Origin of the sequence: Bradyrhizobium oligotrophicum S58, assembly GCF_000344805.1 — a bacterium.
Classification (GTDB): Bacteria; Pseudomonadota; Alphaproteobacteria; order Rhizobiales; family Xanthobacteraceae; genus Bradyrhizobium; species Bradyrhizobium oligotrophicum.
The window spans coordinates 8,009,444-8,032,642 of the sequence record NC_020453.1 but is presented as its reverse complement, the minus strand read 5'-3'; the positions used below and the strand labels follow the sequence as shown (position 1 = coordinate 8,032,642).

Here is a 23,199-nt window from a genome sequence, read left to right as displayed (position 1 = left end):
AAAATCGAACGACCATGGACGTCTCGGCGGCGAAGTCATTGCCGCAAGGCCATTCATGATCCAATAACAACGGAATGCACGCCGGCATCCAGAGGTTGTCGTCGTGCGCAGTCATCGAGGGAAGGATTCGACATGGCACGTGTGGCGTTGGTGACGGGGGGAACGCGCGGTATCGGAGCGGCGATCAGCAAGGCGCTGAAGGCCGCAGGATACAAGGTCGCAGCGAATTACGGCGGCAACGATGCCGCTGCCGAGAAGTTCAAGGGCGAGACCGACATTCCCGTCTACAAATGGGACGTCAGCTCGTTCGATGCCTGCTCGGAGGGGATCAAGAAGGTCGAAGCCGATCTCGGCCCGATCGACGTGCTGATCAACAATGCGGGCATCACCCGCGACGGGGCCTTCCACAAGATGACGCTCGAACAGTGGAGCGCCGTCATCAACACCAACCTCGGCTCGCTGTTCAACATGACCCGTCCGGTTATCGAGGGCATGCGCGCGCGCAAGTTCGGCCGCATCATCAACATCTCCTCGATCAACGGCCAGAAGGGCCAGTTCGGCCAGGTCAACTACTCCGCCGCGAAGGCGGGTGACATCGGTTTCACCAAGGCGCTGGCGCTGGAGACCGCCAAGGCCGGCATCACCGTCAACGTGATCTGCCCCGGCTACATCAACACCGAGATGGTGCAGGCCGTGCCGAAGGACGTGCTCGAGAAGTCCATCCTGCCGCTGATCCCGGTCGGCCGGCTCGGCGAGCCCGAAGAGATCGCGCGCACCGTCGTGTTCCTCGCTGCCGACGAGGCCGGCGCCATCACCGGCTCGACCCTGTCGGTCAATGGCGGCCAGTACATGGCCTGATCATCGTCGGCCGTTGCGCCGAGGCGGCATCTGCGGCAAAGACAAACGTGATGCCCGCGCTCGCCGCGGGCATTCACGTCTTTGAGGTGTCCGATAACGCGGGCACAGGCGTGGATGGCCGGGTTGCGCCGGCTGTGACGGAGCCTGCCGCCCGATGTCCCAGCGCACTGCGACCCTGATCGGTTTGACCGCGATCCTGATGTGGTCGCTGCTCGCTTTGCTGACGGTGGCGACCGGCACGATCCCGGCCTTCCAGCTTGCGGCGATGACCTTCGCGATCGGCGGCGTCGTCGGATTGCTCAGTCTGTTGCGTCGACCGGACGGGCTGCAGGTGCTGCGGCAGCCGCTGAAGGTCTGGGCCGTTGGCGTCGGCGGGCTGTTCGGCTATCACGCGCTGTACTTCCTGGCGCTGCGCTTTGCGCCTCCCGCCGAAGCCGGACTGTTGAACTATCTGTGGCCGCTGCTGATCGTGTTGTTCTCGGCCTTTCTGCCCGGAGAGCGGCTCGCGGCTCACCACGTGATCGGCGCCGCGCTCGGCCTCGTCGGCACCGCGCTGCTGTTGGTCGGCAACGGCGCGAGCTTCGCCACGAGCCAGTTGCCGGGGCTTGGCGCTGCCTTCGTCGCAGCGTTCGTGTGGGCGATCTATTCGGTGCTGTCGCGTCGCCTCAAGGCGGTTCCCACCGATGCCGTGGCCGGCTTCTGCATGGCCACATCAGCTCTTGCGGCTCTGGCCCATGTTGCGATCGAGCATACAGTTTGGCCCGAGAGTGCGGCTCAATGGCTGGCCGTGATCGGCCTCGGCATCGGCCCCGTCGGCGCGGCGTTCTATGCGTGGGACATCGGCATGAAGCGCGGCGACATTCGCGTGCTCGGCGCCGCGTCCTATGCGACGCCGCTGTTGTCGACCGCCTTCCTGATCGTCGCCGGCTACGCCCGGCCGAGTGCCGCCATCGCGCTCGCGGCGCTGCTGATCGCAGGCGGCGGTCTGGTCGCAGCCAAGGACATGTTCCTTTTGCGCCGGCGCTGATCGCGTTGTCTCTTCGCGCGTCCGTTCGGGCGACGCAGCGCGAATCCGCCAATTATCCTTGATGCGCACTTAACCGGGCGCGGAGCGGACTTGCCGGCCGGTAGCTCGCAACCGCCAATTACGATTGCGAGCAATCTGCACCTAACCCGCCCTTTACCCGGGCTGCGCGAGAGTTCTCGGGAAATGGTGCAGACAACGGGGCGGCGAATGCCGGACGTGAGACGTTACATGGCCCGCGCGGGAGAGCTGTTTCGCGTTCCCGCGGAGAATCCGGAGCTGACGCGCGCGCAGTTCCAGGCCTTCTCCAAGCAGGTGCCGCTGCTCTATTTCATCCTGATCACCAACAGCCTCGCCCTCGCCTACACGTTCCTGCCGCTGGCGCCGACATGGCTGACGATGGCAGTGCCGGCGCTGCTCTCGGCGATCACCGGCTTTCGCATGCTGTGGTGGCTGCGTCAGCGCGACGTCGCCCCCAGCGGCGAGGAGGTCCTGCGCAATCTGCGTGTCACCAACCGGATCGCCGCACCGATCGGAGTGCTGTTCGTCATCTGGTCTTTTTCCCTGTTTCCCTATGGTGATCCGTTCGCCAAGGGGCAGGTCGCGTTCTACATGGCGGTCACGGTCATCGGCATCATCTTCTGCCTGATGCATCTGCGCTCGGCCGCGCTGATCGTGACACTCGTCGTGATCGTTCCCTACGTCATCTTCTTCCTGTCCACGGGCGTCCCGGCGCTGCGCGCGATTGCGGTCAATCAGCTGCTGGTGTCCGGCGCCATGGTTACGGTGCTGTTCATCTACTATCGCGATTTTGCGGCACTCGTTGCCAGCCGCAAATCGCTGCTCGCCGAGCAGGCCGCGACCCAGGCCCTGTCGGATGAGAACTTCCGGCTCGCCAATCTGGATTCGCTCACCGACCTTCCCAATCGGCGCCGGTTCTTTTCCGAGCTCACGCATGCATTCACCGAAGCCGGGCGCGACGGCACGCGGCTCGCGGTCGGCATCATCGATCTCGACGGATTCAAGCCGATCAACGACACCTATGGACACACGGTCGGCGACCGGGTGCTGATGGAGGCCGCACGACGGATCCGCGATGTCTGCGAGAGCCGCGGGTCCCAGGTCCATCTCGCCCGGCTCGGCGGTGACGAGTTCGGCCTGGTCGTGACCGGCAATCCGACCGACGACGATCTCTTAGCGCTCGGGCGGCAGATCACCGACCTCATCAAGCTGCCCTATCAGTTCGAGACGACGCATACCGGCCTGTCGTGCTCGACCGGCTTTGCGCTTTATCCGCGCTCGGCCACGGCCGCGGATGCGCTCTATGAATGCGCCGACTACGCGCTCTACCATGCCAAGCGCCGCGCCCGCGGCCAGGCGATCATCTTCTCGACCGAGCTCGAGGCGGAGATCCGCAGCCGCAGCGTGATCGAGCATCTGCTGCGTACCGCCGATTTCGAGGCCGAGATGGGCCTGGTGTTCCAGCCGATCATGGACGCCATGAACGCGCGTACCACCGGTTTTGAAGTCCTCGCACGCTGGCACAGCCCGAAGCTGGGCACGGTGTCGCCGGCAAGCTTCATCCCTGCCGCCGAGCGGATCGGCGTCATCCGCAGCCTCACCCGCGTCCTGCTGGTGAAGGCGCTGGCGACGGCACGGACGTGGCCCGACGACATCCGCGTATCGTTCAATCTCTCGGCGCACGACATCTGCTCGCCCGAGGGTATTCTGCCGCTGATCTCCGTCATCCAGGCCAGCGGCGTCCCGCCGCGCCGCATCGAGTTCGAGATCACGGAGACCGCCGTCACGTTCGATTTTGCCCGCGCCGAGCAATCGATCGCGGCGCTGAAGGCGATCGGCTGCGGCATCTCGCTCGACGATTTCGGCACCGGCTATTCGTCGCTCAGCCACGTCCATCGGCTGCCGCTCGACAAGCTCAAGGTCGACCGCAGCTTCGTCCATGACGTCAACGCCAACCCGATCAGCCACAAGATCATCAAGTCGCTGACCGGGCTGTGCGCCGACATGGAGATTTCCTGCGTCGTCGAAGGCGTCGAGACCAAGGAGCAGCTGGACAGCCTGCGACGTCTGGGCGCCGATTACATTCAGGGCTATTACTTCGCCGAGCCGATGCCCGCCGATGCGGTATCCGGCTTCCTTGCCAAGGAGCGTCAGCGCTTCGCGGAGCCGGCCGCCGTCAAGGTCGCCGGCGCCAGCGCCTGAATCAGACCTGCGGCTCCCAGCCTGGGGACGCGAGCTCGAATCCCTCGAACATGAATCCCGGCGCCACCGTGCAGCCGACCAGGGTCCAGTCGCCGGTGCTCTCTGCGGCTTGCCAGGCATGCGCGGGGACCACCGCCTGAGGCTGCTGGCCGGCCACGAGATCGATGCCGAGCATCGTCGTTTGCGGCCTCTCGCCGGCGCCGGCAATTCGCAGGGTCAGCGGTGCCCCCGCATAGAAGTGCCAGGTCTCGACCGCGTCGACCCTGTGCCAGTGCGAGCGTTCGCCGCGGGCGAGCAGGAAATAGATCAAGGTCGAGGCGGCGCGGCCGCCAGCGTCGACGGCCGGGTCGCGAAAGGTCTCGCGAAAATGTCCGCCCTCCGGATGCGGCTGCAAACCGAGACGCGCGATGATGTCGGCAGCGGAGAGCGTGGTCATGGTCGCGACCGGCGTTACGATTTGTTCTTGCGTTCGCGCAGCTCGCCGAACACGTCCTCGGCGTTCGCGCCCTTCATGCGCAGCCGGGCCGCGACGGCCGGATCATCGGCGCGCAGGAAGACGTTGGCCATCTTCTCGGCGCCGAGCAATGTCGGAATGGTCGGCTGGTTGGCGGACCGGAGCCGCGTCACCTCGTCGGCGCGGGCCTTCAGCGCCTCATTGTCCGGATCCACCGTGAGCGCGAACTTGACGTTGGAGGCGGTGTATTCGTGGCCGCAATAGAGCCTGAAATCGTCCGGCAGCGCGCGCAGCTTCAGGAGCGAATCCCACATCATCGGATAGGTGCCCTCGAACACGCGGCCGCAGCCGATCGAGAACAGCGTGTCTGCTGCGAACACGGCCTTGTCGGCATCGAACACGTAGGAGATGTGGTCGAGCGTATGACCGGGCGTCTCCAGCACGCGCGCGAGCAGCTCGCCGATCTTCACGACGTCGCCATGGGCGACGCGCAGATCGACATTGGCGATCGCCGTCGCCTTGTCGTACGGGGCCACCACGCGGCAGCCATAGCGCTGCTTCAGCTCGGCGACGCCGCCGACATGATCGTGGTGATGGTGGGTGATCAGGATGTCGGTGAGGGTCCAGCCGGCAGCGTCGAGCTGGCGGGCGATCGGGCCGGCTTCGGGCGCGTCGATCGAGGCGGTGGCGCCGGTCGCCGGGTCGTGGATCAGATAGCCGAAATTGTCGGACAGGCAGGTGAAGACGCGGATGTCGGCGGCCATGATGTCTCCGTCGGCGGGACCGGGCGAGCCACGATCGTGGCGCTCGCGATGTCAGAGGTCGTGCGAGACGGGAGCCCGGGGGCGCGGCGTTGCGGGCCGTCTCCTGCATCTCGTCCGGGCAGAGATATGGCGTTAACGCTGGAGGCGCAACGCAATATTCGGCGCGCGGCCGGCCGTGCCCGCATGGTACATTGACGCCATGGACGTGATCGATCTGCGGAATTTCTATTCGGGACGCCTCGGGATCGTCGCGCGGCTCCTGATCAACCGCGGCATCCGCGCGCGGTGGCCGAGCGCGGCCGGGCAGCGTGTGCTCGGCGTTGGTTATCCGACGCCCTATCTCGGCCTGTTCCGCGAGGATTCGGAGCGCTGCATCGCCTTCATGCCGGCCGCTCAGGGCGTGCTGAAATGGCCGACCGCAAGGCCGACGCTCGCCTCGCTGGTGGACGAGTTCTCGCTGCCGCTGCCGGATGCTGCGGTCGACCGCATCCTGATCGTGCATGCGCTGGAAATGTCCGATGACCCGGCCGGCCTGCTGCGCGAAATGTGGCGGGTGCTGGCGCCGGCCGGCCGCATGATCATCGTGATTCCGAACCGGCGCGGCGTTTGGACGCGGACCGACAACACCCCGTTCGGCCATGGCCGCCCGTATTCGCGCTCGCAGATCACGCAGCTGCTGCGGCAGACCTGGTTCACGCCGACCGCCTGGGGCGAAGCGCTGTTCATGCCGCCCGTCGGCGGCTGGTTCCTGAAATCGGCGATGGCGTGGGAGCGCGTGGGTGCGGCGCTGTCGCTGCCGTTCGCCGGAGTTCACCTCGTCGAGGCGACCAAGCAGGTCTACCGCGTGATCCCCGCACGCCGTGAGCGCATCCGGCTGATTCCACGGCTCGAGCCGGTGCTGGCGCCTGCGCCGTCGACCCATGGCTCAAATCCCCAAGGGTCCAATCGCGAGACTGCCGGCTCGGGACTGCACGACCGGTGATATCCGTCCTTTGCCGCGCAGACCACGCAAAAAAAACGGGCGGGCTCCTGGCCCACCCGCTTCATCGAAACAGATCGTGACGGTTACTCGCCGGGATTGAAGTCCTCGCTCGGCGCCGGAGCAGCAGCGGCTGCTTCCGGACGCGGACCGTGCGGACGCCGGCGGCGGCGCGGATAACGCTCGGCCGCGCCCTCGAAAGCGGCGGGCGCGTTGGCGATCTGCGGCTGGGGTCCGGTGATGAATGACGGCAGACGGTCGACCCCGCTGTCGGCGATGACAGGCTGGGGTTGCGGCTGCGGCTGGTACTGGGCGGGTTGCGGACGCTCGCGGTGCTCGCGCGGCTCCCGCTCGCGGTGCTCGCGTGGTTCACGCTGCTCGCGAGGTTCGCGCTGCTCACGAGGTTCGCGGTGTTCGCGCGGCTCCCGATGCTCGCGAGGCTCACGTTGCTCTCGCGCTTCGCGCGGCTGCTGCTGATCGCGCTGATATGGCTGGTTGTCGCCGCGCTCGCGCTGGCCGCCCTCGCGCACGAAGGGCTGAGGCTGTTGCTGGGCAGGAACGAAGCCCGGCTCCTGGCCGAAATGCGAGAAGCTCTCGCCATCATCGTCGAGGTCGTCGACGGTCAAGTCGTCGGTATTGCGCGGCTGCTGCGGCTGGTTCTGGCGGAACTGCTCCTGGGCGGCGGCAATCAGGCGGAAATAGTGCTCGGCATGCTGGTAGTAGTTCTCGGCGGCAACGGGGTCGCCGGAGGAGCGGGCGTCGCGGGCAAGCTGGACATATTTTTCGGCCACATGGGAGGCAGTTCCGCGAATCTTGATATCCGGCCCGTTGGACTCGAACACCCTGGTCAACGGGTTCTGGCCGCGCCGGTTATTATTGTTGTTGTTACCGCTATTCCGGTTGCGCATCCGCTTGTTGTTCTGACCGTTTCTCATGTCCTGCCTTTATTCCAACCCTGCGTTAGGAGCACTGATTGTCTAGGGAATACCGATACCGTATTGAAATACCGTCTCGCGGCCCGGGCGCCTCGCCCGCAGGCCAGATGGTCCAACCCGACCATGCCAATTGCGACATGCCGGTCCGACCCATGCCGATGTGATCGACAGATGTGATCGACAGCCGATTCGCTCGACAAAAGCGCGTTCAAAACGCGTTCCCCACCCACCAGCCCTTTCGGCCGGCGAACCACGTCATTCAGCCCGTCACGGCGACGTGCGCCACGACCGACCCTGTTTGCTTAGCGTAAGACCTCAAGTGCAAAGTCAGGCTTTCGTTCGCTTTGCAGTCGCGGGCTGCGCAGCCATCCGGCTATCGCGCTCAACAGATCTGCGTTCTGGAACCAATCGCCCGGCGCGGCTCTCTGGCATCTGTCCGCGGCGGTGTTCCGTGAATACCGCTCGACGGGGCCTGCGCCGATGCTATGGCTGGAACGTAGTCGCTCCCGGGGGATATTCCAAGAGCTTTTTCTGGATCGGCCGGCCTTTACCGGAGCTTTTTTAGGGCGCCGACGGCCCGCGGAATTCCGGCCAGGTCGGCCCGGATCGCCCACGATTCGGTCACCAGCCCCGCCTCGGTCATCAGCGTTACGACGTCGCCGCTCTGGCCGAGCCCCACCTCCACGATGACCGCGCCGCCGGGCTGAAGCAGGTTTGCGGCCTGGGGGATCAGCGCGCGATAGGCGTCGAGGCCGTCACGGCCGCCATCCAGCGCGCGGAGCGGGTCATGGTCGCGCACGTCGATGGCGAGATCGCCGATCTCGGATGACGGGATGTAGGGCGGATTCGACACGATCAGGTCGAACGGTGCCGCCAGCGCCGACGCGTAGGAGCAGGCGACGAAGCCTGCGCGCGCGCCAAGCCCGAGGGCACGCGCATTGTCACGGGCTGTCCGCAACGCGGCGATGCTGATGTCCGTGCCGATGCCATGGGCCTGCGGCAGCTCGGACAACAGCGCCAGCAGAATGGCGCCGGAACCGGTGCCGAGATCGGCGATGCGTAAACGACGCTTCAGGTCGCCAGCGGCGGACAGATGCTCCAGCGCCAGCTCGACCACGGTCTCGGTGTCCGGCCGCGGCACCAGCGTATCCGCCGAGAGCTGCAGCGGCAGGCCCCAGAACTCCCTGGCGCCGAGGATGCGGGCGACCGGCTCGCCGGCGAGCCGGCGCGATGCCAACGTTTCCAGATGCTGCGCTTCTGCAGGGGAAAGCAGGCGGCTACCTTGTGTGACGAGGCCGGTCAAATCGAGCTGCAGCGCATGGCCGACCAGCAGCCTTCCATCGAGGTCAGGGGAGTCGAGACCCGCAGCGGAGAACCGCGCGGCCAGCGTGCGCCGCGCCGCATCGATGGTGACGCCGGCGACGAGGCCGGTCATCGCGCAGACTCCCTCCGCGGGTCATCCCCGCGAACGCGAGGATCCATACGCCGTGCCGTCGCGGGGCGGGCGGTCGGAGTGGCCGTCCGTGCAAACCGCTGATGCCTGTGGTTATGGGTCCCGGCGTTCGTAGGGATGACACCGAGAGTGCCGCGCCGGGATCGCATCGCCTCTCGCAATGCGTGCGCGCTCATCACGCCGCGGCGCCTTGCGCCGCGAGCTGCGCGGCCTGGTGCTCGGTCGTCAGCGCGTCGATCATTTCGCCCAGCGCTTCGCCCGCGATCACCTGGGGTAGCTTGTAGAGCGTCAGGTTGATGCGATGGTCGGTGACCCGCCCCTGCGGGAAATTGTAGGTGCGGATGCGCTCGGAGCGATCACCGGAGCCGACCTTCTCCTTGCGCTCGGCGGAGCGCGCGGCGTCGACCTTCTGCTGCTCGGCGTCGTAGATGCGGGAGCGCAGGATGTTCATCGCCGACGCGCGGTTCTTATGCTGCGAGCGGCTGTCCTGCATCATCACCACGATGCCGGTCGGGATGTGGGTGATGCGGATCGCCGATTCCGTCTTGTTGACGTGCTGGCCGCCGGCGCCTTGCGCGCGCATGGTTTCGATGCGCAGGTCGTCCTGCTTGATGTCGACGTCGACGTCCTCGACCTCGGGCAGCACGGCAACCGTGGCCGCCGAGGTGTGGATACGCCCCTGCGTCTCGGTGTCGGGCACGCGCTGCACCCGGTGCACGCCGGATTCGAATTTCAGCTTGGCGAAGGCGCCGCGGCCCTGCACCTCCGCGATGATTTCCTTGTAGCCGCCGACGGTGCCTTCGGAGGCCGAGATCACCTCGACCTTCCAGCCCTGCAGGGCCGCGAAGCGCTCATACATCCGGAACAGGTCGCCGGCGAACAGCGAGGCCTCGTCGCCGCCGGTGCCGGCGCGGATTTCGAGCACGACGTTGCGGTCGTCCATCGCATCCTTGGGCAGCAGCGCGACCCGGATCTTCTGCTCCAGCTCGCCGCGCCGCGCGATCAGCTCGTCGCGCTCCGCCTCGGCCATGCCGCGCATCTCGGCATCGCTGGCCGCGTCGGCGATCAACGCCTCGGTGTCGGCGAGCTCCTTCACTCCCGAACGATACGCCTTCACGGCCTCGATCAGCGGATTGAGCTCGGCCAGCTCGCGGGTGATCTGCACGTAGCGCTCGGAATTGACCTGGCCGAGCAGCTCCGCCTCGAGCGAGGCATGATGCGCCAGCAGAACATCCAGTTTGGCTTCGGGAAGCGACGACATGATGCGATCTCAGGACGTGCAATATCAGGGGATGATGGGCTCGGTCGGAGCAGGCGCGAAGGCCCGCTACAGCGCGAGGCCTTCGGTCTCGGCGAACTGGGTCAGCTTCTGCCGCATCGAGAAACTGCCGGCCGGCGCGGCCAGCCATTCGGCCATCTTCGTCTCGGCCTTGGCGGCGTCGAGCTCGAGGATCATGGCCTTCACCGGGCCGTGCGCGGTGGCCGACAGCGACAGCGAGCGGTAGCCGAGCGCGATCAGCGCCAGCGCGCCGATCGGCTTGGAGGCCATCTCGCCGCACAGCGACACCGACTTCTTGGCGGCCTTCGCCTTGCGCACGATCTCCTGCAGCGCCCTCAGGATCGGCGCCGACAGCGTATCGAACCGCTCCGACACCTTGGCATTGCCGCGGTCGACCGCGAACAGGAACTGGAACAGGTCGTTCGATCCGACCGAGATGAAGTCGACCTTCGAGAGCAGCTCGTCGAGCTGGTACAACAGCGCTGGAACCTCCAGCATCGTGCCGACGTCGACGCGCTCCGGCAGCGTATGGCCGTGCTGGCGCAAATACGTCAACTCGCGCTCGACGATCGCCTTGGCGGTGTCGAACTCGGCGACCTCCGAGATCATCGGGAACATGATGCGCAGCGAGCGGCCGCCGCCGGCGCGCAGCAGCGCCCGGATCTGGCCGCGCAACAGGCCCGGTCGATCGAGGCCGAGGCGGATCGCGCGCCACCCCAGTGCCGGGTTTTCCTCGATCACGGTCTCCATGTAGGGCAGCGCCTTGTCGCCGCCGATGTCGAGCGTGCGGAAGGTGACCGGCCGGTTGCCGGCGGCGTCGAGAACCGTGCGATAGAGCGCGAGCTGGTCGCTGGAGCGCGGCAGGCTGGCCGAGACCATGAACTGCAGCTCGGTGCGAAACAGGCCTATGCCGGCGCTGCCGGTGTCCTCGATATGCGGCAGGTCGATGACGAGGCCGGCATTGATCATCAGCTCGATCGGCTGGCCGTCCTTGGTCTTGCAGGGCTTGTTGCGCAGCTCGCTGTATTGCGCCTGGCGGCGGGCGCGGAAGCGGACCCGCTCGGCATAGGCGGATTCGATCTCGGCCGACGGCCGCACATAGATCGAGCCGGAGGTGCCGTCGACGATGATGGCGTCGCCGGGATCGGCAATGCCTGGCGCGTTCGGCACCTCGCCGACGGCGGGGATGCCGAGCGCGCGCGCCACGATCGCGACATGCGAGTTCGCGGTGCCTTCCTCGAGCACGAGGCCGCGCAGCCGCTTGCGGTCATAGTCGAGCAGGGCCGCGGGGCCCATCGCGCGGGCGATCAGGATGGCGTTGTCGGGCAGGTGGTCGCGGCTCGGCGCATGATCCTGGCCGACCAGCTGGCGCAGCAGGCGGTAGCCGAGATCCTCGAGGTCGTGCAGCCGCTCGCGCAGATAGGGATCGGTCGAGCGCAGCATGCGGGCGCGGGTGTCGGACTGCACGCGTTCGACGGCGGCCTCTGCAGTGAGGCCGGTCGCCACCGCCTCGTGCAGCTTGTGCGACCAGCCCTGGTCGTTGGCGAACATGCGATAGGCTTCGAGCACCTCGCGATGCTCACCGCCATCAGCGACGTCGCCACGCTCCAGCATCCGGTCGAGGTCGGCGCGCAGCTTGACCAGCGCCGCATCGAGCCGCTTGATCTCCTTCGGCAGGTCCTCGGCAATGTAGTTGTTGACGACGACGCGCGGCTCGTGGAGCACGACATGGCCGAGCGCGATGCCGTCGGACAGCACCGCGCCGGTCTTGTGAACCGAGTGCCTGACCGCAGGCTCCGCGCCGGGCTGCGCCAGCGCGGCCAGCTCGCCGGAGGCGATCATCTCGGCGAGCACCATCGCCGTGGTCTGCAGCGCCTCGACCTCTTCCTCGACATAGGTGCGCTTGGCGCGGTTCTGCACCACCAGCACGCCGAGCGTGTTGCCGGCGCGCAGGATCGGCACGCCGAGGAAGGAGTGGTAGATCTCCTCGCCCGTCTCCGGGCGATATGAGAAGGCAGGGTGGCTCTGTGCGTCGCTCAAATTGAGCGGTGTCGCCTCGCTGGCGACCAGGCCGACCAGGCCTTCATGCGCGCTCAGCACCGTCATGTGCACGGCGTCGCGGTTCAGACCTTCGGTGGCATAGAGTTCCAGCGTGTTGTCGACGCGCAGCACGTAGACCGAGCAGACTTCCGCGACCATGTTGGCCGCGATCAGCACCACGATCTTGTCGAGCCGCTCCTGTGCCGAGACCTGCTCCGCCATGGTCTCGCGAAGCCGTCTGAGCAGGACGCGGGGGCCTCCCGACGTGCTTCGCATGTGGCACAATCCCCCTTCCTGGGGCCAGCCCGGCACTCGGCCGGATCTGGCGCTAAACTCGCGGCATCGAACAGCTTTCTTGATTCGGCACTATCGCACGCTCAGGGTGCTGGCCCGAATCAGGACAACTATCACTGGAGCACAGTTCGCGGCAGCCATCCTTGGAGGCGTATAGCGAATTGGGGCTTGTTTTGCCAAGCAAAACGCCTGCCAGCACTGGAGGCGTCAACGGCTTTCGAAAGACCTCTGCCCCGGTCCCGCTGTCGCATAACGGGACAGGTGTGGTCGCGGAGGCTGATTTTCTAGGCCTGGTCCAATCCGTAGAGCGTATGCAGCGTACGAACCGCCAATTCGGTATAGGCGGCATCGATCAGCACCGAGAACTTGATTTCGGAGGTCGTGATCGCGCGGATGTTGATGTTGCGGGCGGCCAGCGCCGCAAAACCCTTGGCGGCCACGCCGGCGTGGCTTCGCATGCCCGAGCCGATCACCGACACTTTGGAGACGTCGGTCGCGGTATCCAGGCGCTGGTAGCCGATCTTGTCCTTGGCCGCCGTGATCGTCTCGCGTGCCCGGTTGTAGTCGGAGGCCGGCACCGTGAAGGTCAGATCGGTGGTCTTGCCGTCTTCCGAGACGTTCTGGACGATCATGTCGACATTGATGTTGGCATCGGCCAGCGGTCCGAAGATCGACGCGGCGATCCCCGGCTTGTCCTCGATCTGGCGCACCGAGATCTGGGCCTCGTCCTTGGAGAAGGCGATGCCGGTCACGACGTGATTTTCCATGATTTGTTCCTCGCTGCAGATCAGCGTCCCCGGCGGCTGGTTGGCGTGCGGGTCGATATCCTCGGGCTTGTCGAATGAGGAGCGGACGAAGATCGGCATGTTGTGCACCATGCCCAGTTCCACCGAGCGGACCTGCAGCACCTTGGCGCCCTGGGACGCCAATTCCAGCATGTCCTCGAAGGCGATCTTGTCGAGCCGCTTGGCCTTCGGCACCACGCGGGGGTCGGTGGTGTAGACGCCGTCGACGTCGGTGTAGATGTCGCATCGGTCGGCCTTGATGGCGGCGGCGATCGCAACCGCCGAGGTGTCCGAGCCGCCGCGGCCGAGCGTGGTGATCCGATTGGTTTCGGGGTTGATGCCCTGGAAGCCGGCGATGACCGCCACTTCCTTGCGCTCCTGGAAGCGCTGGATCAGCTCCGAGCCGTCGATGCCGACGATGCGCGCCGAGGCATGCGCGTCGCTGGTCCGAATCGGGATCTGCCAGCCCTGCCAGGACCGCGCCTGGATGCCCATGCTCTGCAGCACGATCGCCAGCAGGCCAGACGTGACCTGCTCGCCCGACGCCACCACGGCGTCATATTCGCGCGCATCGTGCATGGGCGACGCTTCGGTACACCAGGCGACCAGCTCGTTGGTCTTGCCGGACATCGCCGAGACCACCACGGCGACCTCGTGGCCGGCATCGACCTCGCGCTTGACGTGGCGCGCGACGTTGCGGATGCGGTCGATGTTGGCGACGGATGTGCCGCCGAATTTCAGCACGAGGCGACCCATGACGACGCGCTCATTCCCATCAGGAGGATAAGTTGACCGGCCCAGCGCGAAACCGGAGGCGCGCCAGCCGAAACGCGCGTATACATAGCGCCGCGGCCGGGGGCAAGACGGTTCCTTGTGGTGATGGGGTGGGGTAGAGGCGGAGTATGGCGCGTTACATCGACGAAATCCTGCAACCCGGCGAGAAGGTGCTGTATTCGACCAATGCGCATTGGATGTTCTATCTGCCGGCCATCGGCGGCTGGATCATTGCTTTCGCGCTCGTCGTGCTCTCGCGCATGACCGTCAACGACAACCTCACGATGCTGTGTCTGGCCACGGCGGCCGTCATTGCGGTGGTCGCATTGTATTGGACGGTTCGGGCCTGGTTCCACCGCCTGACCACCGAGACCGACGTCACCAATCGCAGGGTCGTTCATAAAACCGGTTTCATTCGGCGCCGTACCTTCGAGATGGCCCTCGACAAGGTCGAGAGCGTCGACGTCAACCAGACCATTACGGGACGGCTTCTCAATTACGGCGACGTCACCATCTTGGGAGTGGGCGAGGGCAAGGAAACCATTTCGACCATCGCGGAGCCGCTGGCGTTTCGTAACGCCATCACGGCGCGTTAGCCGATGACGGCGCGTCAGGTCAGATCATTTGAGTATTCAGCGATGACAATGCCTCAGGATTCCCGCAGCACCTCCGTTCCTTCCGGCTCGACCGTCGATCCGGCCGAGATCGCGAAGTTTTCGAAACTGTCCGAGACCTGGTGGGACCCCAAGGACAAGATGGCGCCCTTGCACAAGATCAATCCGTTGCGCCTGACCTACATCCGCGATGCGGCCTGCCGGAAGTTCGAACGCAATGCCAAGAGCCTCAATTGCCTGTCGGGGCTGCGGATGCTCGACATCGGCTGTGGCGCCGGCCTGCTGTGCGAGCCGTTCACGCGGCTGGGCGCGCAGGTGGTCGGCGTCGACCCCTCGGCCAGCAACATTGCCGCCGCACGGCTGCATGCGGAAAAGGGCCATCTGTCGATCGACTACCGCTGCACCACGATCGAGGAGATGGATCCGCGTGAGCGCTTCGACATCGTGCTGGCGATGGAGGTCGTCGAGCACGTCGCCGACATCGGCGCCTTTCTCGGCCGTTGTGCCGCCGTGCTGAAGCCGGGCGGCATGATGGTGGTCTCGACCCTGAACCGGAACTGGAAGAGCTTTGCCCTCGCCATCGTCGGCGCCGAATACGTGCTGCGCTGGCTGCCGCGCGGCACCCATCAGTGGAGCAAGTTCGTCACGCCGGACGAACTCACCAAATATCTGCTCGACAACCGCCTCGTCATCACCGAGCAGAGCGGCGTCGTCTACAGCCCCTTCGCCGACCGCTGGAGTCTATCGTCCGACATGGACGTGAACTACATGATGGTGGCGGAGCAGATGGTGTAGCTGGCCTTCGACTTGGCCCCACCTGTTGCCTCATAACCGGTGTCGTCCCTGCGAACGCAGGGACCCATAACCACAGGGAGTGGTTTGGGGCACGCTGGGGGGACCAGGTCGCTAGCAGGTTTTCCGTAGCGCGAGAGGTTCAACGCACATCCTGCCTCAAGACAGATCACGCGGTATGGGTCCCGGGTCTGCGCCCGCTGACGCTCCGCGTCACCGGGCTTGCCCGGGACGACAGCTTTGTTCCTCTCGCTCGTCCTACCCGTGGTGTCGTCGGTGCAGCCCGCCCTTCATCTCATAACCGGTGTCGTCCCTGCGAACGCAGGGAGCCATAACCACAGGGAGTGGTTTTGGGCACACTAGGAGATCAGGTCGCCGAGATCGCGCCATTCGAGATTGTCGCGCTCGATCAACTCGATCTTCCAGTCGCGTTTCCAGCGCTTGAGCTGCTTTTCGCGGGCGATCGCCTCTTCGGCAAAGGCGTCAGTCTCGATATAGACGAGGCGATAGACCCCGTACTTCTTTACGAATTCTGAGCCTTCGCCATTGCGATGTTGCTCAAGTCGTTTCTGTAACGAGTTGGTCACGCCGATATACAAGGTGCCGTGACGGCCGCTGGCGAGAATATAAACGTAGTACATTGCCGCACCATCACGTGGATGGATCGTCGAAAACAGCGGAAGCCGGTGGTTATGGGTCCCTGCGTCCGCAGGGACGACACCAATTGCAAGGCACGAGTGTACCACAACCCGCCGAAATTCGCCTCCAACCCTGCCTCGATCTGCAATCCTGACATGCGGCTGAATTGCCGCCTGCACGGTTGACCCGGCGCGCCCCGCTGGTCACGGTGGCCGGCCCTCACAGCCGCTCTGTGCTCCCAATGCTCTCCATCACCTCGCTCTGGATTCCCTTCACGCTGGTCGCCGCCGCGGGCCAAGTTGCGCGCAATGCGATGCAGCGGTCGTTGACGGCGAAGCTTGGCACCTGGGGCGCGACCAACATCCGCTTCCTGTTCGGCTTTCCGTTCTCGCTGGTGTTTCTGACCGCGGTGCTGCTTGCCACCGGCGATCATCTGTCGTGGCCCTCGGCCGCATTCTGGCCCTGGCTGCTGCTCGGCGCGCTCAGCCAGATCATCGGCACCGGGCTGATGCTGCTGGCGATGACCGATCGCTCCTTCGTGGTCACCACGGCCTATCTGAAGACCGAGGCGATCCAGACCGCGATCTTTGCCTTCATCTTTCTCGGCGATCCGCTCTCGGTCGCCAAGCTGGTCGCGATCCTGATCGCGACGATCGGCGTCGTCATCACGGCGCTCAGGCCCGGTGGCGAGAAGAGCTTCGCCGAGTTGAGGCCGACCGTGACCGGCCTGGTCGCGGCGGCGGCATTCGCGCTGTCGGCGGTCGGTTTTCGCGGCGCCATCATCGCCGTGGATGGCGTCTCCTTCGTCACCGCCGCGTCCACCACGCTGGTCTGGGGCCTGTTCGTGCAGACGGCGATCCTGACGGTTTATCTGCTGGCCCGCGCGCCGGACATTCTCCGGGGCATCCTGTCGCTGTGGCGGCCGTCGATGCTGGCCGGCTTCGTCGGCGCCTTTGCCTCGCAGTTCTGGTTCCTGGCCTTTGCGTTGACGGCGGCGGCCAACGTCCGCACGCTGGCGCTGATCGAGGTCCTGTTCGCGCAGGGTGTGTCCTACTACTCGTTCAAGCAGCCGGTCTCGCTGCGCGAGATCTGCGGCATCGGACTGATCGTCGCCGGCGTGGCGCTCTTGATTGCCGTGTAGTCAGCCCTTGATCGCGATCAGCACGGCGCCGGCTGCGATCAGGGCGATGCCGATCCAGCCCTGCAAGCTCGGTCGTTCGCCAAGAAACACGACGCCGAACAAGGCGACGAGCACGACGCTGAGCTTGTCGATCGGCGCCACCAGGGTGGCCGGTCCGAGCTTGAGTGCACGGAAGTAGCACAGCCAGGAGGCGCCGGTGCCGAGCGCGGAGAGCGTCAGGAACAACCAGCTTCGCGGCGAGATCGGCCCGGGGCTCGTGAGCTGCCCGGTGGCGAACAAGATCATGGCCAGCGTCACCAGCACGATCGTGGTGCGAATCAGGGTGGCGAGATCTGAGTTGATGCCCTCGACGCCGACCTTGGCGAAGATGGCGGTGAGGGCCGCGAACAGCGCTGAGAGCAGAGCCCAGAGCTGCCAGGACGAGGAGAGGGGGGACATTGTCATCTCTCAGGGGAAGGTCGCAATTCAGGTCGAACCATCTCGACCGTCATTGTGGGCGAAGCAATCCAGGGGCTGTGGGCGGGACTCTGGATTGCTTCGCTACGCTCGCAATGACGGAGGCGGACGCGAGAGTTCGCATCTCCTTTGCACGGCCATCCGAACTAAGACGCGTCGCGCGTCAGTTCAGAATCATCAATTCAGGCGCGTCAATTCCTGTCGTCCGGCAGCACCGGGATCGGGGCCACCTCGATGCCTTCCTCGATCAGCTCGCGCGCTTCGTCGAGCGATGCCTCGCCATAGATCGGCCGGTGCTCCGTCTCGCCGTAATGCATCTTGCGCGCTTCGTTCGGGAAGCGTTCGCCGACATCATCGGCGTTCTTGACGATGTGGTCGCGCAGCTCCTTGAGCTTGGCGCGCAGTTCGCGCTCCTGCGCCATCATCAGCGACGTCGACCCCGAGGGAATGACCTCCTGCGCGGGCGTCGGCGATGGGTCAGGCGCGGCCGGCACCGGCGCGGCCTCGCGGCCCTTCTTGCTGACGACGCGCGGCGCCATGATCGCCTTTTCGACCTTGGTCGAGCCGCAGGTCGGGCACTCCACCAGCTTGCGCTTCACCTGCGAGGCGTACGCCGAAGAACTCTGAAACCAGCTTTCGAACGTATGATCACGGTCGCAGCGCAGTGCGTAGCGGATCATGCCGAGCCCCGCACCAGGTGCAGATGCTCCGGGCCCGCCTTGGGATCGGCGATGCCGAAGCGGCGGCCGTGCTGCAGCGAGGGAATCGTCTGGCGAACGCTCTCGACCCGCGCGGGATCGATACGCGCCACGATCACGCCAGGCTCCACGCCGCCTTCGGCGAGAATCTCGCCCCAGGGATCGATGATCAGCGAATGGCCGAAGGTCTCGCGCTTGTTTTCGTGCAGCCCGCATTGGGCGGCGGCGAACACGAAGCAGCCGGTCTCGATGGCGCGGGCGCGCAGCAGCGTGTGCCAGTGCGCCTCGCCGGTCTTGCGGGTGAAGGCGGAGGGCACGCTGATGAACGAGGCGCCGCTCTCGGCCAGCGCGCGATACAGCGCCGGGAAGCGAACGTCGTAGCAGATCGTCAGTCCCAGCCGGCCCCAGGGCAGATCGGAGATCACGGCCGTCTCGCCGGGCTGATAATTGGCGGACTCGCGATAGCTCTCACCGCCTGGCAGGTCGATGTCGAACATGTGGATCTTGTCGTAGCTCGCCAGCACCTGGCCGTCGGGCCCGATCAGGAAGGAGCGGTTCACGGCCTTGTCCGCCGAGAAGCGCAGTGCCAGCGATCCGATGTGCAGATGGATGCCCAGTTCCTTGGCGAGTGCCTGATACGCCTTCAGCGAGGGATCGTCCGCCTCGCTCTTGAGCTGCTCGAACAGTGCCGTCCGGTTGAGCTGCATCATGTTGCTCACTTCCGGCGTCTGGACGTATTGGGCGCCTTGCGCGACCGCTTCCCGGATCAGCCTGGTGCCCTGCTCGAGGCTCGGCTCAGGCAGGAGCGAGGTGCGCATCTGCACCATGGCGGCGGTAAAGCTGCGGTCGTTGCTCATGATGTTGCCTTGTCTCCCGCCAGCATGGCGTCGAGCCTGCCCTCACGATCGAGCGCATAGAGATCGTCGCAGCCGCCGACATGGGCGTTGCCGATGAAGATCTGCGGAAAGGTCGAGCCCGGGCCGACACGATCATACATCTGCTGCCGGATCGTCGGATCCTTGCCCGCGTCGTGCTCGGTGAAAGGAACCTTCTTGCGGGTCAGGAGCGATTTCGCGGCCGTGCAGTAGCCGCACCCCGGACGGGTATAGATTTCAATCGCAGAGGTCATGTCGCGCTCAGCTGTTACGGAACACCCGATTATATGGGAGCGCGAGGGGCATCGACAACCCGGGCGAAGACCAGCACGCTGACCTCCGCCGCCTTTGCGCGCAGCAAGGCCCGGGCGCAGGCATCCACCGTCGCACCCGTGGTCAGGACGTCGTCGACCAGCACGATGCGGCGCCCCTGAACGGCGTGCAGGCGGTCTAAAGATACCTGGAATGCGCCCTGCACATTGCTGGCGCGTTGCGGCCGCGACAGGCCGACCTGCTGCTCGGTCGCCCGCACGCGGCGCAGCGTGTCGCCGTGCAATCCGACGCCGCTGCAGCGGGAGATCACGCGCGCCAGCGCGCCGGACTGGTTGTAGCGGCGGCTGAAGCCACGCCGCCAGTGCAGCGGCACGGGGACCAGCATGTCGGCATCGGCCAGCAGCTCGCGCCCGGCCCTGGTCATCCAGCGGCCCATGATCGGCGCCAGATCGGTCCGGTCCTGGTATTTGAGCGCGTGCACCAGCGTGCGCGCGGCCTCGTCATAGCGAACGGCGGCGCGCGCCCGTGCGTAGGCCGGAGGGGCCGCGATCGCTTCCATCGACAGCAGCTCGGGGCCGGGATCGTAGACGAAGGGAATGCCGAGCTTCGGGCAATAAGGCCGCTCGATGAACGACAATTGGCCCCAGCACGCCGCGCACACGCCTTCACCATCGACCGGCTCGCGGCAGGCGATGCACAGGGTGGGGAGAGCAATGTCGAGCGCGAGCTTGGCAACATGCGCGAGACCGCCATGCAGCGCGCTGGCAACTGCACGAACTCGTCCGGCGCTGATTGGAGCAAACCTGACACCCATGTGTTGAAGCTACCGCCCTGACCAGCCACGCTCAAGCCGCGCATTGCCCGGCCACGAGGAACGGCGTAACCAGCCTCGATGATGCAGTCCGCCTCTGCTCCCGTTCTGTTCGATCGTTCCTTGCTTGCGCGCAGGCAGCGGCGGGCTGCGCAGGCGCCCGAGACCTTCCTGTTGGAGCGTGTTGCCGACGATCTCGCGGATCGCCTCGCCGCGGTGAACCGGTCGTTCGTTGATGCGGCCGATATCTGGACGCCCGGAGCAGGCCTGCGGCCGTACCTCGCGGGCGGCTTTTCGCAGCTGGCGCACCTGGCCGCGCCGGGCACGGCGGATGAAACTCTGCCGCTTGCGCCGCAGTCGCTCGATCTGGCGCTATCGGCGCTGGCATTCCAGTTCGTCAACGACCTGCCGGGCCATCTGGTGCAGATCCGCCGCGCCCTGCGTCCCGATGGCCTGCTGCTCGCGGCGATGATCGGCGGCGATACGCTGACTGAGCTCCGGCAATCCTTCGCTGCCGCCGAAGCCGAATGCGAGGGTGGCGTGTCGCCGCGCGTCGCGCCGTTCGCCGATCTGCGCGATGTCGGCGGGCTGCTGCAGCGTGCAGGCTTCGCACTGCCCGTCACCGATGTCGACCGGGTCGTGGTCCGCTATGCCAGCGCGTTCGGCCTGATGCAGGATCTTCGCCGCATGGGCGCCGCCAACAGCCTGGTCGAGCGCCGCCGCATCCCGATGCGCCGCGCGACCCTCCTGCGCATGGCCGAGATCTATGCCGAGCGCTTCGCCGATCCCGACGGCCGCCTCCGCGCCACCTTCGACATCATCTGGTTGTCGGGCTGGGCCCCGCATGAGAGCCAGCAGAAGCCGCTGAAGCCGGGCTCGGCGACCGCGAGCCTGGAGGCGGCGGTGAAGCGTGCGCCGCGCGCGGGAGACAAAGAGTAACAACCCCCGTCATCGCCGGGCTTGACCGGCGATCCATCCTCTTCGAGACTTTTCGGAAGAGGATGGATGCGCGGATCAGGTCCGCGCATGACGAGTGAGGTCGGGCGCCATCCCGGGCTCACATCAACAGATCGATCAGATGCGGCAGCAGCGGGATGTCCGCGGGCGGCATCGGGTAGTCGCGCAGCTTGTTGGGCCGCACCCAGGCGAGCTGCTGCCCCTCGCGAGCGGTCACCAGCCCTTCCCAGCGCCGGCAGATGTACAGCGGCATCAGCAGATGGAACGTCTCATAGGCGTGGCTGGCGAAGGTCAGCGGCGCCAGGCACGCCTCGCGCACGGTGATGCCGAGCTCCTCGTCGAGCTCGCGGATCAGGCTGGCCTCGGGGCGTTCCCCCGGCTCGAGCTTGCCGCCGGGAAATTCCCAGAGGCCTGCGAGCGACTTGCCGGGCGGCCGCTGCGCCAGCAGCACGCGATTGTCGGCATCGACGAGCGCGCAGGCGACCACGAGAGTGAGTTTAAGGTCAGGCATGATCCGGTCTGTTCGAGAGAGAAGTGCGGGTCCGAGGACCTGTAGCGCCCATTGATGGAATTTTAACCTAGGCCGTTTCGAGCCCTGTTTCCAAGATTGAAATAAGCCAACCTTAATCGGCTCGCGCGTATTTTCACGGGTGAACGCCGTGACCTCCTCATGGTTCGTTAGGCATCCTTCATGCGAATTCTATCCAGCCTGCTCGCCCGCCTGAGCCGCGACGTCAGCGGCAACGTCGCAGTGACGTTCGCCATCGTCTGCGTCCCGGTGATCACGGCGGTCGGCTGCGGCGTCGACTACAGCCGGGCCAACCAGATGCGCGCCAAGCTGCAGGCGGCGGTGGACGCCGCCTCGGTCGGCGCGGTGTCCAGGACATCGCCGGCGTTCATCGCCGCGGGCACGATGACTGCGGACGGCGTGATCTCTGCCGGCAACGACGATGCAGCGAAGATATTCACCGGCAACATGTCCGGCACATCAGGCTACACGCTGAACAGCCTGACACCGGAGGTGAAGAAAGCCGGTTCGGTTCTGAGCGCCACCGTGTCGTACTCGGCCACCGTGCCCATGATGTTCATGAACATCGTCGGGTTCAAGACGATGACGCTGGAGGGCTCGTCGACGGCGAAGGCGTCGATGCCGAAATACATCGATTTCTATCTGCTGCTCGATAATTCGCCGTCGATGGGCGTGGCGGCGACGCCGGCCGACGTGGCCAAGATGGTCGCCGCGACCACCGACAAATGTGCCTTCGCCTGCCACGACTACAACGACTCCAACAACTACTACAATCTCGCCAAGACGCTCAACGTGACCACCCGGATCGACGTGCTGCGCAGCGCTACCCAGCAGCTGATGGATACGGCGCAGCAGACACAGACCTATTCCAGCCAGTTCCGGATGGCGATCTACGATTTCGGCGCCGCGTCGAAGACGATCGGGTTGCGGGCGTTGTTCTCGCTGTCGTCGAGCCTGTCCAGCGCGAAGAGCGCCGCAGGCAACATCGACCTGATGGGCGTGTACGGCAACAACGACGCCTACACGGCCGACAAGGACACGCCGTTCACCACGGTCTTCCCCGCCATCAACAACGAGATCTCGACGCCAGGCGACGGCACCACCGGCTCGCCGCTGAAATATGTCTTCTTCGTCTCCGATGGCGTCGCCGACGAGAGCAATGCGGCCTGCCTGAAGCCGAAGGCCAGCGGCAACCGCTGCCAGTCGCCGATCAATCCGGCACTCTGCACCACGCTCAAGAACCGCGGCATCAAGATCGCCGTGCTCTACACGACCTATCTGCAGCTGCCGACCAACAACTGGTACATGAGCTGGATCGATCCGTTCAACAAGGGACCGTTCGGCCCGTCGCCGAACAGCGAAATCGCGCAGAAGATGCAGGCCTGCGCATCGGACGGGTTCTATTTCGAGGTGTCGCCGACCCAGGGCATCGCCGACGCCATGAACGCGCTGTTCAAGAAGGCGGTCGCGGACGCACGCATCGCGGGTTGATTGCTGCCGGAGTGCAATTGACAGGATGGATTGATCTATTCCGCGACGGAATGTAACATTA

The 23,199-nt window shown here is 65.7% G+C and carries 23 protein-coding genes; 9 read left to right on the top strand and 14 right to left on the bottom strand.

Annotated elements, in window-relative coordinates:
- Nucleotides 1-132: 132 nt before the first annotated feature.
- From phbB to S58_RS34690, 3 genes are all read left to right on the top strand, one after another.
- The gene (gene phbB, locus S58_RS34700) at nt 133-858 is read left to right on the top strand and encodes a beta-ketoacyl-ACP reductase (RefSeq protein WP_015670118.1); all 726 of its coding nucleotides are present in this window, start codon (nt 133-135) and stop codon (nt 856-858) included.
- A 154-nt stretch (nt 859-1,012) separates the two neighbouring features.
- Complete coding sequence (gene yddG / locus S58_RS34695) at nt 1,013-1,885, top strand: aromatic amino acid exporter YddG (protein WP_015670117.1); 873 nt, start codon at nt 1,013-1,015, stop codon at nt 1,883-1,885.
- Between the two features lie 207 nt (nt 1,886-2,092).
- Nucleotides 2,093-4,105 carry a putative bifunctional diguanylate cyclase/phosphodiesterase gene (locus S58_RS34690; RefSeq protein WP_015670116.1) on the top strand — a complete coding sequence of 671 codons (2,013 nt, stop codon included), beginning with the start codon at nt 2,093-2,095 and terminating at the stop codon, nt 4,103-4,105.
- A 1-nt stretch (nt 4,106) separates the two neighbouring features.
- Here S58_RS34690 and S58_RS34685 read toward each other — a convergent pair whose 3' ends face one another.
- Both S58_RS34685 and gloB read right to left on the bottom strand, forming a co-directional pair.
- A complete protein-coding gene (locus S58_RS34685; RefSeq protein WP_015670115.1) occupies nt 4,107-4,541 on the bottom strand; it encodes a cupin domain-containing protein in 435 nt (144 codons plus the stop codon).
- 14 nt (nt 4,542-4,555) lie between these two features.
- Entirely contained in the window at nt 4,556-5,323 is a 768-nt protein-coding gene (gloB, locus tag S58_RS34680) for a hydroxyacylglutathione hydrolase (protein ID WP_015670114.1), read from the bottom strand.
- A gap of 199 nt (nt 5,324-5,522) precedes the next feature.
- On the opposite strand from gloB, the gene S58_RS34675 reads away from it, so the two are divergent.
- Nucleotides 5,523-6,305, top strand: a complete 783-nt coding sequence (locus S58_RS34675) for a class I SAM-dependent methyltransferase (RefSeq protein ID WP_015670113.1) — start codon at nt 5,523-5,525, stop codon at nt 6,303-6,305.
- An 83-nt stretch (nt 6,306-6,388) separates the two neighbouring features.
- On the opposite strand, the gene S58_RS34670 is transcribed toward S58_RS34675, so the two are convergent.
- The 5 genes from S58_RS34670 to S58_RS34650 all read right to left on the bottom strand — a co-directional run bounded on the left by S58_RS34670 (nt 6,389) and on the right by S58_RS34650 (nt 13,844).
- The gene (locus tag S58_RS34670; RefSeq protein WP_015670112.1) at nt 6,389-7,237 is read right to left on the bottom strand and encodes a DUF4167 domain-containing protein; all 849 of its coding nucleotides are present in this window, start codon (nt 7,235-7,237) and stop codon (nt 6,389-6,391) included.
- 547 nt (nt 7,238-7,784) lie between these two features.
- Nucleotides 7,785-8,672, bottom strand: coding sequence for a peptide chain release factor N(5)-glutamine methyltransferase (gene prmC / locus S58_RS34665; RefSeq protein WP_015670111.1), 888 nt, complete (start codon nt 8,670-8,672; stop codon nt 7,785-7,787).
- Between the two features lie 193 nt (nt 8,673-8,865).
- Entirely contained in the window at nt 8,866-9,951 is a 1,086-nt protein-coding gene (gene prfA, locus S58_RS34660; protein ID WP_015670110.1) for a peptide chain release factor 1, read from the bottom strand.
- A 66-nt stretch (nt 9,952-10,017) separates the two neighbouring features.
- On the bottom strand, nt 10,018-12,285 hold the full coding sequence (ptsP, locus tag S58_RS34655; protein ID WP_042340428.1) for a phosphoenolpyruvate--protein phosphotransferase: 2,268 nt from the start codon (nt 12,283-12,285) through the stop codon (nt 10,018-10,020).
- 302 nt (nt 12,286-12,587) lie between these two features.
- Nucleotides 12,588-13,844, bottom strand: a complete 1,257-nt coding sequence (locus S58_RS34650) for an aspartate kinase (protein WP_015670108.1) — start codon at nt 13,842-13,844, stop codon at nt 12,588-12,590.
- Nucleotides 13,845-13,990: 146 nt separating this feature from the next.
- On the opposite strand from S58_RS34650, the gene S58_RS34645 reads away from it, so the two are divergent.
- Nucleotides 13,991-14,458, top strand: coding sequence for a PH domain-containing protein (locus S58_RS34645; RefSeq protein ID WP_015670107.1), 468 nt, complete (start codon nt 13,991-13,993; stop codon nt 14,456-14,458).
- A 48-nt stretch (nt 14,459-14,506) separates the two neighbouring features.
- Nucleotides 14,507-15,271, top strand: a complete 765-nt coding sequence (gene ubiG, locus S58_RS34640) for a bifunctional 2-polyprenyl-6-hydroxyphenol methylase/3-demethylubiquinol 3-O-methyltransferase UbiG (RefSeq protein ID WP_015670106.1) — start codon at nt 14,507-14,509, stop codon at nt 15,269-15,271.
- Nucleotides 15,272-15,627: 356 nt separating this feature from the next.
- On the opposite strand, the gene S58_RS34635 is transcribed toward ubiG, so the two are convergent.
- On the bottom strand, nt 15,628-15,909 hold the full coding sequence (locus tag S58_RS34635) for a GIY-YIG nuclease family protein (protein ID WP_015670104.1): 282 nt from the start codon (nt 15,907-15,909) through the stop codon (nt 15,628-15,630).
- Nucleotides 15,910-16,148: 239 nt separating this feature from the next.
- Here S58_RS34635 and S58_RS34630 point away from each other — a divergent pair, with 239 nt between their 5' ends.
- Nucleotides 16,149-17,048, top strand: coding sequence for an EamA family transporter (locus S58_RS34630; protein ID WP_042340426.1), 900 nt, complete (start codon nt 16,149-16,151; stop codon nt 17,046-17,048).
- On the opposite strand, the gene S58_RS34625 is transcribed toward S58_RS34630, so the two are convergent.
- The 5 genes from S58_RS34625 to S58_RS34605 form a co-directional block, all read right to left on the bottom strand.
- Nucleotides 17,049-17,486, bottom strand: coding sequence for an EamA family transporter (locus S58_RS34625; RefSeq protein ID WP_015670101.1), 438 nt, complete (start codon nt 17,484-17,486; stop codon nt 17,049-17,051). It lies immediately after the preceding gene.
- Nucleotides 17,487-17,695: 209 nt separating this feature from the next.
- Nucleotides 17,696-18,184: a DUF1178 family protein gene (locus tag S58_RS34620; protein ID WP_015670100.1), complete on the bottom strand. Its 489-nt coding sequence runs from the start codon at nt 18,182-18,184 to the stop codon at nt 17,696-17,698.
- Complete coding sequence (locus S58_RS34615; RefSeq protein ID WP_015670099.1) at nt 18,181-19,059, bottom strand: carbon-nitrogen hydrolase family protein; 879 nt, start codon at nt 19,057-19,059, stop codon at nt 18,181-18,183. Before S58_RS34615 ends, S58_RS34620 begins: the two co-directional genes overlap by 4 nt.
- Complete coding sequence (gene grxC / locus S58_RS34610) at nt 19,056-19,331, bottom strand: glutaredoxin 3 (RefSeq protein WP_015670098.1); 276 nt, start codon at nt 19,329-19,331, stop codon at nt 19,056-19,058. The genes S58_RS34615 and grxC overlap by 4 nt, the downstream gene beginning before the upstream one ends.
- A gap of 29 nt (nt 19,332-19,360) precedes the next feature.
- Nucleotides 19,361-20,164 carry a ComF family protein gene (locus tag S58_RS34605; protein WP_042340425.1) on the bottom strand — a complete coding sequence of 268 codons (804 nt, stop codon included), beginning with the start codon at nt 20,162-20,164 and terminating at the stop codon, nt 19,361-19,363.
- Between the two features lie 78 nt (nt 20,165-20,242).
- On the opposite strand from S58_RS34605, the gene S58_RS34600 reads away from it, so the two are divergent.
- On the top strand, nt 20,243-21,100 hold the full coding sequence (locus tag S58_RS34600) for a methyltransferase domain-containing protein (RefSeq protein WP_015670095.1): 858 nt from the start codon (nt 20,243-20,245) through the stop codon (nt 21,098-21,100).
- Between the two features lie 118 nt (nt 21,101-21,218).
- Here the strand turns inward: S58_RS34600 and S58_RS34595 are convergent, their stop codons facing one another.
- A complete protein-coding gene (locus tag S58_RS34595) occupies nt 21,219-21,629 on the bottom strand; it encodes a (deoxy)nucleoside triphosphate pyrophosphohydrolase (RefSeq protein ID WP_015670094.1) in 411 nt (136 codons plus the stop codon).
- Between the two features lie 180 nt (nt 21,630-21,809).
- Here S58_RS34595 and S58_RS34590 point away from each other — a divergent pair, with 180 nt between their 5' ends.
- The gene (locus S58_RS34590) at nt 21,810-23,138 is read left to right on the top strand and encodes a TadE/TadG family type IV pilus assembly protein (protein ID WP_015670093.1); all 1,329 of its coding nucleotides are present in this window, start codon (nt 21,810-21,812) and stop codon (nt 23,136-23,138) included.
- Nucleotides 23,139-23,199 lie beyond the last annotated feature (61 nt).

What these genes read in the sequence shown, in the direction of transcription:
- phbB (WP_015670118.1), top strand. Translation starts at nt 133, where the DNA reads ATGGCACGTGTGGCGTTGGTGACGGGGGGAACGCGCGGTATCGGAGCG.
- yddG (WP_015670117.1), top strand. Translation starts at nt 1,013, where the DNA reads ATGTCCCAGCGCACTGCGACCCTGATCGGTTTGACCGCGATCCTGATG.
- S58_RS34690 (WP_015670116.1), top strand. Translation starts at nt 2,093, where the DNA reads ATGCCGGACGTGAGACGTTACATGGCCCGCGCGGGAGAGCTGTTTCGC.
- S58_RS34685 (WP_015670115.1), bottom strand. Translation starts at nt 4,541, where the DNA reads ATGACCACGCTCTCCGCTGCCGACATCATCGCGCGTCTCGGTTTGCAG.
- gloB (WP_015670114.1), bottom strand. Translation starts at nt 5,323, where the DNA reads ATGGCCGCCGACATCCGCGTCTTCACCTGCCTGTCCGACAATTTCGGC.
- S58_RS34675 (WP_015670113.1), top strand. Translation starts at nt 5,523, where the DNA reads ATGGACGTGATCGATCTGCGGAATTTCTATTCGGGACGCCTCGGGATC.
- S58_RS34670 (WP_015670112.1), bottom strand. Translation starts at nt 7,237, where the DNA reads ATGAGAAACGGTCAGAACAACAAGCGGATGCGCAACCGGAATAGCGGT.
- prmC (WP_015670111.1), bottom strand. Translation starts at nt 8,672, where the DNA reads ATGACCGGCCTCGTCGCCGGCGTCACCATCGATGCGGCGCGGCGCACG.
- prfA (WP_015670110.1), bottom strand. Translation starts at nt 9,951, where the DNA reads ATGTCGTCGCTTCCCGAAGCCAAACTGGATGTTCTGCTGGCGCATCAT.
- ptsP (WP_042340428.1), bottom strand. Translation starts at nt 12,285, where the DNA reads ATGCGAAGCACGTCGGGAGGCCCCCGCGTCCTGCTCAGACGGCTTCGC.
- S58_RS34650 (WP_015670108.1), bottom strand. Translation starts at nt 13,844, where the DNA reads ATGGGTCGCCTCGTGCTGAAATTCGGCGGCACATCCGTCGCCAACATC.
- S58_RS34645 (WP_015670107.1), top strand. Translation starts at nt 13,991, where the DNA reads ATGGCGCGTTACATCGACGAAATCCTGCAACCCGGCGAGAAGGTGCTG.
- ubiG (WP_015670106.1), top strand. Translation starts at nt 14,507, where the DNA reads ATGCCTCAGGATTCCCGCAGCACCTCCGTTCCTTCCGGCTCGACCGTC.
- S58_RS34635 (WP_015670104.1), bottom strand. Translation starts at nt 15,909, where the DNA reads ATGTACTACGTTTATATTCTCGCCAGCGGCCGTCACGGCACCTTGTAT.
- S58_RS34630 (WP_042340426.1), top strand. Translation starts at nt 16,149, where the DNA reads ATGCTCTCCATCACCTCGCTCTGGATTCCCTTCACGCTGGTCGCCGCC.
- S58_RS34625 (WP_015670101.1), bottom strand. Translation starts at nt 17,486, where the DNA reads ATGTCCCCCCTCTCCTCGTCCTGGCAGCTCTGGGCTCTGCTCTCAGCG.
- S58_RS34620 (WP_015670100.1), bottom strand. Translation starts at nt 18,184, where the DNA reads ATGATCCGCTACGCACTGCGCTGCGACCGTGATCATACGTTCGAAAGC.
- S58_RS34615 (WP_015670099.1), bottom strand. Translation starts at nt 19,059, where the DNA reads ATGAGCAACGACCGCAGCTTTACCGCCGCCATGGTGCAGATGCGCACC.
- grxC (WP_015670098.1), bottom strand. Translation starts at nt 19,331, where the DNA reads ATGACCTCTGCGATTGAAATCTATACCCGTCCGGGGTGCGGCTACTGC.
- S58_RS34605 (WP_042340425.1), bottom strand. Translation starts at nt 20,164, where the DNA reads ATGGGTGTCAGGTTTGCTCCAATCAGCGCCGGACGAGTTCGTGCAGTT.
- S58_RS34600 (WP_015670095.1), top strand. Translation starts at nt 20,243, where the DNA reads ATGATGCAGTCCGCCTCTGCTCCCGTTCTGTTCGATCGTTCCTTGCTT.
- S58_RS34595 (WP_015670094.1), bottom strand. Translation starts at nt 21,629, where the DNA reads ATGCCTGACCTTAAACTCACTCTCGTGGTCGCCTGCGCGCTCGTCGAT.
- S58_RS34590 (WP_015670093.1), top strand. Translation starts at nt 21,810, where the DNA reads ATGCGAATTCTATCCAGCCTGCTCGCCCGCCTGAGCCGCGACGTCAGC.